The sequence below is a fragment of the Amycolatopsis benzoatilytica AK 16/65 genome, from assembly GCF_000383915.1.
Lineage (GTDB): Bacteria > Actinomycetota > Actinomycetes > Mycobacteriales > Pseudonocardiaceae > Amycolatopsis > Amycolatopsis benzoatilytica.
In genome coordinates, this window is the sequence record NZ_KB912942.1 from 169,213 (window position 1) to 182,282 (window position 13,070).

Genomic DNA, 13,070 nt, shown 5'->3' on the forward strand with positions numbered 1-13,070 from the left:
CGGCGGTGCGAGCAAGATCACGTTCGGCAGTGATCGGTTTTCCCAGCGTGCCGGTAGGTTACTGACAGGTAGCCAGAATTGTACGGTCATTTGGTCCCGGACTTGACTCACCCGTCCGGGTTGCTTACCTTCGTTGGGGGCAACACAGACCACGGTGAGTTGTGATCCGGCTGGTCGGACCGGTGTGAAAACACCGAGGACCCGAATACCTGATACGGCCGGAAAGGTTAATAGATCACGGTGGAACAGAATTCCGGGCGACGCGGCCGCGGCTCGTCGATCCGCTCGCGCGTCCTCTCGATCGCGTTGATTCCGAGCGTGGCACTGCTTCTCGTCGGCATCGCGCTCGCCGGCTATCTGATCGTCGACGCGCTGCAGGCACGCAGCTACGCGCAGAAGATCCGCACCGCAGAAGGGCCGGCCATCCCGTTCCTGCTGGCCGCCGAACAAGAACGCCAGCTGTCGATGAGCGTGCTCGCCGGGCAGGAACCGGCGCGCGTGGCGCTGCAGGCCGTCCGGCAGAAGACAGACACCGTTGCCGCGCAGACCGCCGCAGTGCTGGAGGGAAGCTTCGCGACCGACTCGAAGGTGCCGGTCAGCGTCAAGCAGAACATCGCGCAGTTCGTGGCGCTGTACGCGAAACTGCCGCAGCTGCGCCAGCAGGTGGACGCGGGCCAGGTGCCGCGGCTGGAAGTCTTTTCTTTCTACAACAAGGTCATCGACCAGTTCACTCAGGGCGTGACTGGGCTGGCGCAGGCCGCCCGCGACGCGGGCAACGCGTTCGCCCGGCTGTCCGCGATCCCGATTTTCAACGCGGCCGAGGAAATGCAGCGCAGCGACGCGCTCGCGTCGGCCGGACTCGCCTCCGGCGGGCTGGCCGGCGACGAGCAGCGCGCCTACCTCAGCGAGATCGGCGCGTACCACGCGCAGCTGGAACAGTCCGTGCCGCAGATGATCCCGGAAGTACGGGCGAACTACGACAAGCTCGTCAGCGGGGCGGCGTGGCAGACGGTCACCCAGGTCGAGAACGCGCTGCTGGCCGGTGCGAAGCAGTTGCCGGTGCCGATGGACCAGTGGCGCACCGACGCCATCCAGGTCGGCACCACCTTGATGACCATGTTCGCCGCGCAGAGTTCGCACGCGACGAACGCGGCGATCACCGACGCGGACGAGACGCTGCGGAACTCGATCATCGCTGGTGTGGCGGCAGTGCTCTTCGCGCTCGCGGTGGTGCTGATCGCGCTGCGGCTGTCGAACCGGTTCATCGGCCGGCTCGCCCGGCTGCGCGAGGACACCCTCGACGCGGCCGAGGTGCGGCTGCCGGAACTCGTGAGCCGGGTGCGCGCCGGCGAACCGGTCGACCTCGACGAGGGCGGGCACCTGCTCGACCACGGCACGGACGAGATCGGCGAGGTCGCCGAGGCGTTCAACCTGGCGCAGCAGTCCGCGATCGCCGCCGCCGTCGAAGAAGCCAAGACCCGAGAGGGAACGAAGGCGGTGTTCCTCAACATCGCGCACCGCAGCCAGGTGATCGTGCACCGGCAGCTGAAGGTGCTTGACGCGGCCGAGCGCAAGCAGGAGGACCCGGACCAGCTGGACACCCTGTTCCAGCTCGACCACCTCTCCACCCGGGCCCGCCGCAACGCGGAAAACCTGATCATCCTCGGCGGCGGCCAGCCGGGACGGCAGTGGCGGAACCCGGTGTCGCTGGTGGAACTCGTGCGCGGCGCGGCGGCCGAGACGGAGGACTTCGCGCGGGTCAAGACCGCCAAGCTGCCAGACGCCGCGGTGCGCGGCCCGGTCGTCGGCGACCTCGTGCACCTGCTCGCCGAGCTGATCGACAACGCGACCTCGTTCTCGCCGCCGGAAGCGCGCGTCGAACTGCGCGGCAACGTGGTGGGCAAGGGCGTGGTGATCGAGGTCGAGGACCAGGGCCTCGGCATGGAGCCCGAGCAGGCCGAGGAGTTCAACGCGATGCTCGCCGACCCGCCGGACTTCGGGATCATGGCGCTGTCCGAGGAACCGCGACTCGGCCTGTTCGTGGTCGCGCGGCTGGCGTCGCGGCACGGGATCTCCGTGCACCTGCAGGACTCGGCGTACGGCGGTACCCGGGCGATCGTGCTGGTGCGCAAGGAATTGCTCGCGCCGTTGAGCGAGGCCGACGACCAGCCGGCCGACGCCGGCGAGATCGCGGAAGCCGCCGAGGTACCGGTGGAGTCCGGGCCGGCGGAAGTGCGGCAGGAGTTGCCGCGGCGGCCGCGTTCGGAAGTGCCGCCGCGGGCCGAGCAGCCGCGGTTGGTGCCGGACGCACCGCGATCGGCCCCCGAACAGCCGCGCCTGACGGAGAAGCCACGAGTTGACCAGCCGCGTCCGGCGGAACAGCCGCGACCGGTGGACCAGCAGCAGCCGCAGCCGCCGACCCGGCGGGCGACGCGCCCGGCAGCCGACGCGTCGCAGCCGCCGGGCCGTCCGCCGCGGCCGCCGCAAGCCCGGCCGCAGCACGCGCAGCGGCCGGTCGCGGAGAACGGCCGTGCGAAGGCGACCCCGCCGCCGCGTCCGGCGGCCGACAACGGCCGCGCCGCACTCGCCGGGCCGCCCGGACGTCCGCCGTTGCCGCAGCGGCATCGCCAGCAGAACCTGGTGCCGCAGCTGCGCAGCGACCGTCCGGTCGCGGAGACCGAAGAGGTCCGGGAGGACTCGCCGGAGCAGGCGCGTTCCCGGCTCACCGCGTTCCAGCAAGGCACGAGGCGGGCCCGCGAAACCGATCAGGAGCACGACAACAGGTACGGAGACCGCGACTGATGGCGAACAACGGCCTCAATGAGCTCGACTGGCTGCTGGACGACCTCGTACAGCGGGTGACCGGCGCGGACCGCGCCGTGGTGCTTTCTTCGGACGGGTTGCTGATCGGCCGGTCCGGCAATCTGTCCGAGGCGGACGCGGAGCACCTGTCCGCGGTGGCTTCGGCGTTCCAGAGCCTCGCCCGCGGCACCGGACGGCATTTCGGCGGCGGCAACGTGCGGCAGACGATGGTCGAGATGGACCACGCGTTCCTGTTCGTCACCGCGGCCGGCCGAGGCGCCTGCCTCGCGCTGCTGGCCGGCGTGGAAGCGGACATGGGCTTGGTCGGCTACGAGATGAACCTGATGATCAAACGAGTCGGGGCGGTGCTCACCTCCGCGCCGCGGACGTCTCCGTGATGGCCGAGCCGCGCGAGTCCTGGTACGAGGACGAGGCCGGCCCGCTGGTGCGGTCCTACGCCGTCACCGGCGGCCGGACCCGGTCGGACACCCGCGGGCTGGACCTCATCACGCTCGTGGTCGCGTTGCGCACCGCGGCCGACGCGCCCGGACTCGAACCGGAGTACGGGCGGATCCTTTCGCTGTGCCAGCGCCCGGTTTCGGTGGCCGAGGTGGCCGCGCTGGTCGATCTGCCGCTGCCGGTGGTGAAGGTGCTGCTGAGCGATCTGATCGAACACAACCTTGTGCTGTTCCGCACCGCCGAGCCGGTGACCGACGCCCCCAACCCCCACATCCTCCAGGCGGTTCTCGATGGCATCCGAAAGCTCTGAGCCCCGGCGGTCGCTGACCGCACAGGCGGTAAAGGTGCTCATCGCCGGCGGATTCGGGGTCGGCAAGACGACCATGGTCGGCTCGGTCAGCGAGGTGCCGCCGCTGCGCACCGAAGAGGTCATCACCGCCGCGTCCGAGGGCGTTGACGACCTCTCCGGGGTCGAAGGGAAGACGACCACGACGGTCGCCCTCGACTTCGGCCGCATCACCATCAATCCGGAACTGATCCTCTACCTGTTCGGCACGCCCGGACAGGACCGGTTCTGGTTCATGTGGGACGAACTGGCCGAGGGCGCGCTCGGCGCGGTGGTGCTCGCGGACACCCGGCGGCTCGACTCCTGTTTCCCCGCAGTGGATTTCTTCGAACGGCGCGGGTTGCCGTTCGTGGTCGGCGTCAACTGCTTCGACAACGCCTACCGCTACGGGACCGAGGAGCTGCGCGCCGCGCTGGACCTCGACCCGGAGGTGCCGTTGCTGCTGTGCGACGCGCGAGAGCGGGACTCCACCAAGCAGGTGCTGACGGTGCTGCTGGAGAAGGTGTTAGCGACGGCGCTGCTGGTCCAGTGACACCGCGCCCGGGCCGACGACCGCGATGACCAGGAAGATCCAGGAATACAGCGCGGCCGGCTCGCCCAGGTTGTGCAGCGGCAGCAAGCCTTCCGGGGCGTGCACGGTGAAGTACGCGTAGGCCATCACTCCGGAGAGCACGATCGCGGAGATCCGGGTGCACAGCCCGGCGAACACCAGCACCGCGCCGACGACCTCGATCACGCTCGCCCACCAGCCCGGCCACTGGCCGAGCGGCAGCGCGCCGCCGGCGTTGTCGATGCCGCCGAAGAGGCCGAAGCCCATCAGGGCGTGGCAGAGGAAGAGGAACGACACGACCGCGCGGAACAGAGCGAGGACGGCTGGTCGGGCGCGGTCGGCGAGGCGGGCGGCGGTCTTGGCGACGGACGTCTCGGCAGGGTGGGAGGTGGCTGTCGTCGTGGTCATCGCAGTGGTCCTTCCGAGGTGGCTGCTGGCTGCTTTCCCCTGTCCGTCGAACGGCTCGGCCGCGGATCGACACCGACCCGGAAACTTTTTTCGCGCCCGTGTCGAGCCTGGTCAGCGGCACCCGGCAGACTGGGCGGATGGCTGTCAGGCGTAGCGCGGGGCTGTTGCTTTTCCGTCGGTCCTCCGACCGGCCCGAGGTGCTGCTCGCGCACATGGGCGGACCGTTCTGGGCTAAGAAGGACGAGGCCGCCTGGTCGCTGCCCAAGGGCGAACTCGACGAGGGCGAGGACGCCGAGGCGGCGGCGCGGCGCGAGTTCGCTGAGGAACTGGGCCTGCCGGTCCCGGACGGCCGGTTGCGGCCGCTGGGCGAAGTGCGCCAGTCCGGCAAGGTCGTGGCCGCGTGGGCGGTCGAGGCGGACCTCGACCCGGCGACCGTCGTGCCGGGCACCTTCGATCTGGAGTGGCCGCCTCGGTCCGGGAAGGTCCAGCAGTTCCCGGAGGTGGACCGGGTCGAGTGGTTCGACCTGGACACCGCGCGGGAGAAGCTGGTCAAGGGCCAGCGGGCGTTCCTCGACCGGTTCGCCGAGCTGGAACTGGACGAGGCGGACCTGGACGCCGGTGCAGGCGCGGCGACGCAGGTCAGGGAAGGGCCCGTTGAGGGAATCTGATTCCGGCAGGGGCCCCTTCACGGCAGTTCCGCCGTAGAGCGGACAGAATCACGCGCCACTAGCCAAAGGCGTGAAGGGAACATGCACCGACGCTGATTCCCTCCGGATTCTCTTCACGAACCGAACTGCGCCAGCAGCGCGCTGAGCGGTTTCGCGGCGAAGGACGGCAGAACCAGGTCCGCCTTGCCGAAGTCGAGTGCCGCGGTGATCGGGTTCGGCACTGCCACGGTGATGATCCCGGCCGCCTTCGCCGCGCTGACTCCGTGCGGCGAATCCTCGAACGCGAGCGCCTCTTCCGCGGTGACACCAAGGGCGCGCAGTGCCGCGAGATAGGTGTCCGGCCGCGGTTTGGCCGCGTGCCGGTCGCCGGTTTCCACCGAAGCGAACCGGCTGGCGAGACCGAGCCGTTCGAGCTGCGCGTGCACCCAGGTGCTCGACGAACTCGACGCGACGCCCAGTGCCAGCCCGCGCTCGGCGGCTTCGTCGAGGTAGCTGAGCACGCCTTCGCGGGGTCCGTCGGCGACGAGCAGCTCCTGCACCCGGGCGCGCATCGCGGGACGCAGCGCTGCCGGGTCCACGTTTTCGACGTGCTCGGCCAGCAGCGCGAACATCGTCGTCGCGGTATTCTGGGTGCCGATCACCGTGTGCCAGACGTCCAGCGGAAGCTCGACGCCGTGTGCGGTGAACATTTCCTGCCATGACCGGAGCACGGCGGCCTCGGTGTCGGCGAGCGTGCCGTCGAAATCGAAGATCAATGCTTTCGTGGCCACGTCAGGCAGCCTGCCGCACGCCGCGCGGCCGGGGACCAGCGGGTCAGCTCGCCGCGAAGAACTCGGCCAGAACTGGGGCGAGCGCGGCGGTTTTCACCAGGTGGGTCTGGCCGGGAAGGGTGCGGTACCGGGCGCCGGGCAGCTGGGCAGCCGCGGCCGCGACGCCGTTGCGCATCCAGCCCGGGCTCTTGCCGCCGTCGGCGATCAGCGTCGGCGCGGTGATACCGGACCAGCGACCCTTCGGCAGCGGACGGCCGGCCTGGTTGTCGTCCATGATCCGGGCGTCGTAGGCGAGGGTGTGCGCGACGCGCTTCATCCGCGGCCACGCGGGCATCAGGCGCATCATCACGACCATCAGGGCGGGGAGCCCGACGCCTTCGGTCATGAAGGTCTTGATCGCGGCGCCCGGCTTCCCGGCGTTCGTCGCCGCTTCGAGCTTCGCCTGGTAGTCGGCGGGAACGCGCTTGCGCGTGGCGTCCACGATGAACGGCGGTTCGTAAACGGCGACCTTCTTCACCGGAACGCCCCGGTGCGCGGCTTCGAGCACGAGGGCGGCGCCGGAGGAGATGCCGTAGAGCCCGACCTCGCCGCCGGCTTCCTTGACGATGGCCGCGATGTCTTCGATTTCCCGCTCGACGTCGTAGGGCGCGGTGTCTCCGCTCTCGCCTCGGCCACGCCGGTCGAAGGTGTAGACGGTGAAGCGGTCGGAAAGTGCTTTGGCGAGGTCGTCGTTGGGGGTGGAGCCGCGGTAGCAGAGCGCGCCGTCGACGAGCACGAGCGCGGGGCCGGTGCCGATCCGGGAGTAGGCGATCAGGGTGCCGTCGGCGGAGGTGACAGTGGACATGGCTGCCTCCTAGGGCAGTGCGGGTGCGGTGGTTCGGTGTCGAGGAAACTCTCGCATCCGATGGTTTGAGTTGTCAAGACAAAAAAAGTTTTCGGTGGGACGGCGGGCGAAGGACAAGGGGGAAGGAAGAAGCGCTGTCGGCGTGCCCGCCCGATCAGCCAGCGCGCAGGGTCAGCAACGCGATCTCGTTGGGCGCGAAAACCCGGAACGGCGGACCCCAGAACCCGGACCCGCGGCTGTTGTAGAGCTGGGTCGGGCCGTGCCGGGTGAGGCCGGAGAGGGTGGGCTGGTCCAGCCGGACCAGCAGGTGGAACGGCCAGATCTGGCCGCCGTGCGTGTGGCCGGAGATCTGCAGGTCGATGTTCTCCGCCTGCGCCTGGACGACCTGTTTCGGCTGGTGCGCGAGCAGGACGACGGGCACGTCCGGGTCGGCGCCGTCCAGGGCGGCGGCCAGGTCGGGGCCGTGCCCGGGCAGTCCGGAGGCGGCGCCGGTCGGGTCGTCGATGCCGGCGAAGAGGAGCTGGGCGCCGTCGCGTTCCACCAGGGTCGAGCGGTTGTGCAGGGTGTCCCAGCCGAGGCTCGCCATGTGGTCCAGCCAGGCTTGCGCCTCGCCGAAGTACTCGTGGTTGCCGGTGATGTAGAACCGGCCCATCGGCGCTTGCACGCCGCCCAGCGGGTCGACCTGCTTGCGCCGTTTGGCGACTGACCCGTCGGCCAGGTCGCCGGCGTGGCAGACGACGTCGGGTTCGAGCTGGTTCACCTTGGCGACCAGGCGTTCGGACCAGCGGGTGCGGTCGAGCGGGCCGTAGTGGGTGTCGGTGATGACGGCGACGCGCAGGCCGTCGAGACCCTTGCCGAGCCGGGGAATGCGCACGTCGACCGGCTTGACCGGCGGGACGCGCATCGCGATCCGGTTGCCGGCGACGAGGAGAACGGCGGCGACGGCGAGGGTGGCCGCGGCTACGATCCGTGGCCGGGTCGGAGCGGCCACGCCGGAGAGGTCCAGGGCCAGCCGGAGGACGTGGGTGAGGACGCTCCAGGAGAACAGCACCCAGATCGTGCCCAGCGTGACGTCGCTGACCTTGGCCGCGGTGTCGTTCTGGCGCGGGCCGTGGCCCAGGAACATCAAGGCCGGGAAGGCGAGCGCGGCGACGGCGAAGATCGTGGTGCCGGCGATGGTGACCGCGGCGGGCCAGTCCGGGAGCAGGATCAGGACCGACCAGGGTTCGCCGAAGAGCAGGAGAACGGCGGCGAGGAGGAAGGTTGCTCTGCGGATGCCGCTCATGGTGCTGCCTTCCCTTCGGCGTGGTGCTACCTAGCGTAGCCGTTTCGCTGGGAGCGGCGGGTCCGGTTCCGGTTGCGGCGGCGGCCCGGTGGCGCGGCCCGGTGGATCGTTCCTCGTGGCTGGGGTTCCCGCGGCGCACACCGCGGCACTCGGCGTCAGCCTTCGCCGCGCCCGTTCCGCCAGCTCGCCACCGTCTCCTCCACGTCCAGCGGCCGTGCACGCAGCGGCGGTCCGGCTTGCGGGCGCGCGTGCGCCTCCCGGATCCGCGCGTTCAAGTCCTGCACGATCTCCCGCACTTGCCGTTCCGCGCGCACTTTCGCAAGTTTCCCGGGCAGATCCTGGATCTCCCTCGGGATCGACAGAGACGGGGGCAGAAACGCGGACCTGTCCAGGTCGCCTTCCTTCGCTCGGCGCAGCGCCCAGTCCGTCGCGGCGTCGCGGCCGGTCGGCGGAGGGAGGGGTTTTCCGGCTCCCGGAAGGTTTTCGAAGGCGCCGCGGGCTTCCGCCTCGGCTATCTGCCGGTCTGCCCACGAGCCGAAAGACGCGCCGGGCGGCTTGCGTTCCGTCACGGGAACCACCTCCGTCGCCGCCCACCGTAACGGCGATCGCGGCGGTGCGGAGGGGACGAAGGTCCTGAAACGGCAGGTAGGATCCCGCGTTGAGGCGAAAAACTGCCGGAGGGGGCGCGGGATGACCGTCGGGAGCACGGCGGGCGGCGGTTCCGCGGCACGAGAGCCGGGCGGCGAAGAAATCGCCCGCACGCTCGAATTGCTGTGGCGCGCCCAGCCGGAACCGTCGGCGCGCGGGCGGCGGCCGGCGTTCACGATCGAGCGGATCGTCGCGGCGGCGATCGGGGTGGCCGACGCGGACGGGCTCGTCGCGACGTCGATGCATCGGGTCGCGAAAGAACTCGGCGCGGGGACGATGACGCTCTACACCTACGTCCCGGGCAAGAACGAACTGGTCGATCTGATGGTCGACACGGTGCTGCGGGAACGGAACCTTCCCGCGCCCGGCGAGGAGCGCCCGCCCGAGTGGCGTGCGCAGGTGCGGGTCTACGCCGACCGGACGCGCGAGAGCTACCGCAAGCATCCTTGGCTGCGCGAGACTTCCCGGGTCAGGCCGGCGCTGGGACCGGGCCAGCTCGCCGGGCAGGAGTATTTGCTGTCCATTATGGACAATCTGGGGCTGCCGGCGAAAGAAGCGGCCGCGGCCGCGAACTCGGTGGCCGGTTACGTCGCCGCCAACGCGGCCGTCGAGGCGGAGAGCATTCACCTCGAACGCAGCACCGGCCAGACCAACGACGCCTGGTGGGGACAGCGTTCGTCGTTCTGGCACACCTACTTCGACGTCGAGTCCCATCCGTCGATGAACCGGATCTGGCTCGCCGGCGGGTTCGACAAGCCGACCGCGCAGCAGGCGGCGGACGCGTCGGAATTCGGGCTGGACCGGTTGCTCGACGGGATCGCCGCCCGGGTCGGCCGGGATTAGCCGGCGGGCGGCGAGTCAGGAACCCCCGAGCGCGAACGTGATCCCGGTGGCTTCCTCCGAAAGCGCCCACAGCTGACGCGCTTTCGCCTGGTCGCGGGACGCGGCGGGCGGCCGTCCCGACCGCGTGCGGCCGACGCTGCCGAACGCGGGACCGTAGTAGGAACCGCTGGTCGCGGCCGGATCGACGGCGGCTTGGACGAATGGCCAAGCCCCGCGGTCTTTGCCGTGCGTGCCGGGAGCGAGCACCCGCATGATCGGGACCGGCGTGGTGATCCCGGGCCGCGCCGGGCTGGTGCGGTCGAGGCTGAAGCCGGGGTGCGCGAGGATGGACCGCACCGGTGAACCGGCGGCGCGCAGCCGCCGGTCGAGCTCGAAGGCGAATGACTGGACGGCGTGCTTCGACAGCGCGTAGGCGCGAAAATCCGAGTACTTCCGGGAACTCTGGAGATCGGCTACGTCGTACGGGTACATCCGGGTGATCAGGCTGCCGGCCAGCACGACCCGCGCCGAGGACGCGGTCAACGCGGGCATGGCCAGCGCGGTGAGCGCGAAGTGGCCGAAGTGGTTGGTGCCGACTGCCAGCTCGAGGCCCTGGCGAGTGGTCCGGCGCACCGGACCGGGCGCGGTGAGGCCGGCGTTCTCAATCAGCGCGTCGATGCGATCAAGCCTGCCGAGGGCGTCGGCCGCCGCCGGGACCGTGTCCAGATCGGCGAGGTCCAGCGGAATGGTGCTCAGCGACGCGGAATCCCCGACCTGGGCACGGACCATGGCGACCGCCGTTCGCAGCCGGGCCGGGTCGCGTCCGAGCAGTGCGACGTGCGCCCCGGCCGCGGCCAGCTGTTCGGTGATGAAGTAGCCGATCCCGGCATTGCCGCCGGTCACCGCGTACACCCGGCCGGACAGGTCGGGCAGGGCCCGGGGATTCCACGACATGAAGATCTCCCCGGGTCCGGCGATTCGGTCTGCCCGGACTATACGAACCCGGTCGTCACTTCGACGGGGTGGTCCCGGTGGTGGTGCTGGAGCTGGTCGTGCTCGGGTTCGCCGGCGCGGCTGAGCTGGTCGGGGCGCCACTCGGCGTCGGGCAGGCGGCCGTGCCGCTCGTCGGGGTAGCCGGAGTGGCCGGGGTGCTAGTCGGCGTCGGGCAGGTGGGCGTGCTGCTCGTCGGGGTGGTCGACGTCGTCGACGAGGGTGCGGTGCTGGTCGGCTTCGACGACTCGCTGCTGGTCGGCACGGTGCTGCTGCCAGGAAGGTGCGTCGGCGTGCCCGGTGCGGGCGGGGTGACGCTCGGCTGGCCGGGAATCGCCGGTGGGGCGGACGGGGCGACGTCGCCGGCCGGGCTGCCGGCCGCCGCGTCGACCGCGCCGGGGCCGGGCGGGGCGCCGACCGGGACCGGGCTGTCCGGCAGCTTCGAGACGCTGCCGCTGCGGTAGCCATTCGCGTACGCCATTACCAGGTCGACGTAGGACTGCGAATTGTTGTACCGGCGCACCGCCAGCCGCTGTGCCGCGTCGCTGGACAGGTCCATGCCGCCGGAGCACAGGTAGCGCGCGGTCGCGAGGGTCTCGTCGTAGACGTTGTTCGGGTCGGAGACGCCGTCGCCGTTGCCGTCGGACGCGTAGGAAGCCCAGGTGGACGGAATGAACTGGGTGGCGCCGACCGCGCGGTCCCACACCGGGTCGCCGTCGTAGCGGCCTCCGTCGGTGTCGCGGATCGCCGCGAACCCGCCGGAACCGTCGAGCACCGGGCCGAGGATGCGTTCCAGGGTGTTGCCGCGGCTGTCGACGTAGCCGCCGCGCGCGTGGTTCGACTCGACCCGGCCGATAGCGGCGATCAGCTGCCAGTCGACATGGCAGTTCGGCTGCTCGCGGGCCATGATGTCCGCCGCGTTCTGGTACGCCTTCAGCATGCTGTCCGGGATGCCCAGCGGGCCGGCGGTGGTCGCCGAACCGGGGCTGTTCGCGTAGCCCGGCACGCCCAGCGCCTCGGGGACCGGCGGTTGCGGCAGGCTGCCGTCCACACCGATCGGCGGGATGGTGACCCCCGGCGGCAGCGACGGCAGGTTCGGCGCGGCCTGCGCGACCGGGGCCGCGGGAGCCCCGCTCAGCGCGACCGGAATACCGGACGAAGTGACGGTCGGCAGCACCACCAGGGCACCTCCGGCGAGGGCCGCGATTGCCCGGCTCCGGGCCTTCCGTCCCTCCTGGCGGTGTGACCCGCGAGCGGCCATGTTCTTCTCCCCGTTCTGTTCTGCCGGACAGTCGCCAAGCTATCCGATCGTCCCGCCTTCGCGAGAGGGGTCAGCGGATTTCTGTCCTTTCCGGCCAACTTTCGTTCGTCTGGCATAAAACCTTCGGCGGGTTCTGGTCATCGAGACTTAACCGTGTCTTTTCCGGATTACGCCGAATGGTCTAATCCGTTCGTAGGGTCCACTGTGGACTCGCGGCGGATCCGCCGCGGGCGTGTTGCCCTCAACCGGGCAGCCGGAACCGTTTCCGGTACTCCGACGGTGACAACCCAGTGTGCTTGCGCAGGTGCAGACGGAGATTCGCGCTGGTGCCGAGCCCGCTGCGGGCGGCGATCCGGTCCAGACCATGCTCGCCTCGTTCGATCAGCCTGCGCGCCAGGCTTACGCGTTCCGTGGTGAGCCAAGCGAGCGGGGTAGTGCCGAGTTCGGCGCGAAACCGGCGATGCAGCGTCGCGGCACTGGTAGCTGCCCGGGCGGCGAGGTCATTGACGGACAACGGCTGGTCAAGACGTTCGCGCGCCCATTCCAGTACCGGCCCGAGCGAGGCGTCCGGGACGTGCGGTAGCGGCCGTTGCACGAATTGTCGCTGGCCGCCGTCCCGGTGACCGGTGAATACCAGTCGCCGGCTCACCGCATTGGTGATTTCCGCACCGTAGTCCCGCTGAATGACATGCAACGACAAATCCAGCGCCGCCGCGCTGCCGGCGGCGGTGAGCACCCGGCCGTCGTCGACGAACAGCACGTCCGGTTCCAGCCGGACCTCGGGGTAACGCGCGACGAATTCGCCGGCCCACCGCCAGTGCGTGGTCGCGCGTCGGCCGTTCAGCACGCCCGCGGCGGCGAGGGTGAACGCGCCGGTGCAGAAACTCATCAGCCGGGCGCCGCGGGCGTCGGCGCGGCGGATCGCGTCGAGCACGCCGGGATGGACGGCCTCGGCCGGGTCCGGCCGGTTCGGGACGATCACCGTGTCCGCGGTGTCAACGGCGTCGAGGTCGGCGACGCCGGACAGGGTGAACATGCCGAGATGCATCCGTGCCCGGCCGCCTGGCGCGGCGAGCGCGAACTCGTACCACGGGCGGTCCAGTTCCGGCCGGCGCAGGCCGAACAGTTCGGTCGCGACACCCATTTCGAACGGGTTCGAGCCGTCGCCGACGAGCAGCACCACGCGGTGCGAGGATTCTTGCGACATGTGCGATTCC

At 70.5% G+C, this 13,070-nt stretch carries 14 protein-coding genes; 6 read left to right on the forward strand and 8 right to left on the reverse strand.

The window, feature by feature from the left end; genetic code table 11:
- Positions 1–240: 240 nt before the first annotated feature.
- Genes AMYBE_RS0100770 through AMYBE_RS0100785 form a run of 4 tightly spaced genes read left to right on the forward strand, consistent with a single transcriptional unit; the run spans position 241 to position 4,139 of the window.
- The gene (locus AMYBE_RS0100770) at positions 241–2,802 is read left to right on the forward strand and encodes a sensor histidine kinase (RefSeq protein ID WP_020657411.1); all 2,562 of its coding nucleotides are present in this window, start codon (positions 241–243) and stop codon (positions 2,800–2,802) included.
- On the forward strand, positions 2,802–3,200 hold the full coding sequence (locus tag AMYBE_RS0100775; protein WP_020657412.1) for a roadblock/LC7 domain-containing protein: 399 nt from the start codon (positions 2,802–2,804) through the stop codon (positions 3,198–3,200). The genes AMYBE_RS0100770 and AMYBE_RS0100775 overlap by 1 nt, the downstream gene beginning before the upstream one ends.
- Complete coding sequence (locus AMYBE_RS0100780; RefSeq protein WP_020657413.1) at positions 3,200–3,571, forward strand: DUF742 domain-containing protein; 372 nt, start codon at positions 3,200–3,202, stop codon at positions 3,569–3,571. Before AMYBE_RS0100775 ends, AMYBE_RS0100780 begins: the two co-directional genes overlap by 1 nt.
- Complete coding sequence (locus AMYBE_RS0100785) at positions 3,552–4,139, forward strand: GTP-binding protein (protein WP_051124613.1); 588 nt, start codon at positions 3,552–3,554, stop codon at positions 4,137–4,139. The genes AMYBE_RS0100780 and AMYBE_RS0100785 overlap by 20 nt, the downstream gene beginning before the upstream one ends.
- Here AMYBE_RS0100785 and AMYBE_RS0100790 read toward each other — a convergent pair.
- Positions 4,113–4,565, reverse strand: a complete 453-nt coding sequence (locus AMYBE_RS0100790) for a DoxX family protein (protein ID WP_020657415.1) — start codon at positions 4,563–4,565, stop codon at positions 4,113–4,115. The two genes, AMYBE_RS0100785 and AMYBE_RS0100790, sit on opposite strands and share 27 nt — an antisense overlap.
- A gap of 137 nt (positions 4,566–4,702) precedes the next feature.
- Here AMYBE_RS0100790 and AMYBE_RS40775 point away from each other — a divergent pair, with 137 nt between their 5' ends.
- A complete protein-coding gene (locus tag AMYBE_RS40775) occupies positions 4,703–5,233 on the forward strand; it encodes an NUDIX hydrolase (RefSeq protein ID WP_051124867.1) in 531 nt (176 codons plus the stop codon).
- Between the two features lie 113 nt (positions 5,234–5,346).
- Here AMYBE_RS40775 and AMYBE_RS0100800 read toward each other — a convergent pair whose 3' ends face one another.
- From AMYBE_RS0100800 to AMYBE_RS0100815, 4 genes are all read right to left on the reverse strand, one after another.
- Positions 5,347–6,003: an HAD family hydrolase gene (locus tag AMYBE_RS0100800; protein WP_027927256.1), complete on the reverse strand. Its 657-nt coding sequence runs from the start codon at positions 6,001–6,003 to the stop codon at positions 5,347–5,349.
- 43 nt (positions 6,004–6,046) lie between these two features.
- Positions 6,047–6,847 carry an alpha/beta fold hydrolase gene (locus AMYBE_RS0100805; RefSeq protein WP_020657418.1) on the reverse strand — a complete coding sequence of 267 codons (801 nt, stop codon included), beginning with the start codon at positions 6,845–6,847 and terminating at the stop codon, positions 6,047–6,049.
- A gap of 154 nt (positions 6,848–7,001) precedes the next feature.
- On the reverse strand, positions 7,002–8,132 hold the full coding sequence (locus tag AMYBE_RS0100810; protein ID WP_020657419.1) for a metallophosphoesterase: 1,131 nt from the start codon (positions 8,130–8,132) through the stop codon (positions 7,002–7,004).
- A 155-nt stretch (positions 8,133–8,287) separates the two neighbouring features.
- On the reverse strand, positions 8,288–8,701 hold the full coding sequence (locus AMYBE_RS0100815) for a DnaJ family domain-containing protein (protein ID WP_020657420.1): 414 nt from the start codon (positions 8,699–8,701) through the stop codon (positions 8,288–8,290).
- Between the two features lie 121 nt (positions 8,702–8,822).
- On the opposite strand from AMYBE_RS0100815, the gene AMYBE_RS0100820 reads away from it, so the two are divergent.
- On the forward strand, positions 8,823–9,623 hold the full coding sequence (locus AMYBE_RS0100820; RefSeq protein ID WP_020657421.1) for a TetR/AcrR family transcriptional regulator: 801 nt from the start codon (positions 8,823–8,825) through the stop codon (positions 9,621–9,623).
- 15 nt (positions 9,624–9,638) lie between these two features.
- On the opposite strand, the gene AMYBE_RS0100825 is transcribed toward AMYBE_RS0100820, so the two are convergent.
- The 3 genes from AMYBE_RS0100825 to AMYBE_RS0100835 all read right to left on the reverse strand — a co-directional run bounded on the left by AMYBE_RS0100825 (position 9,639) and on the right by AMYBE_RS0100835 (position 13,060).
- Positions 9,639–10,556: an SDR family NAD(P)-dependent oxidoreductase gene (locus AMYBE_RS0100825; RefSeq protein WP_020657422.1), complete on the reverse strand. Its 918-nt coding sequence runs from the start codon at positions 10,554–10,556 to the stop codon at positions 9,639–9,641.
- Between the two features lie 55 nt (positions 10,557–10,611).
- Positions 10,612–11,853, reverse strand: coding sequence for a lytic transglycosylase domain-containing protein (locus tag AMYBE_RS0100830; RefSeq protein ID WP_027927258.1), 1,242 nt, complete (start codon positions 11,851–11,853; stop codon positions 10,612–10,614).
- A gap of 241 nt (positions 11,854–12,094) precedes the next feature.
- Positions 12,095–13,060: a helix-turn-helix domain-containing protein gene (locus AMYBE_RS0100835; protein ID WP_020657424.1), complete on the reverse strand. Its 966-nt coding sequence runs from the start codon at positions 13,058–13,060 to the stop codon at positions 12,095–12,097.
- Between the last annotated feature and the right edge of the window lie 10 nt (positions 13,061–13,070).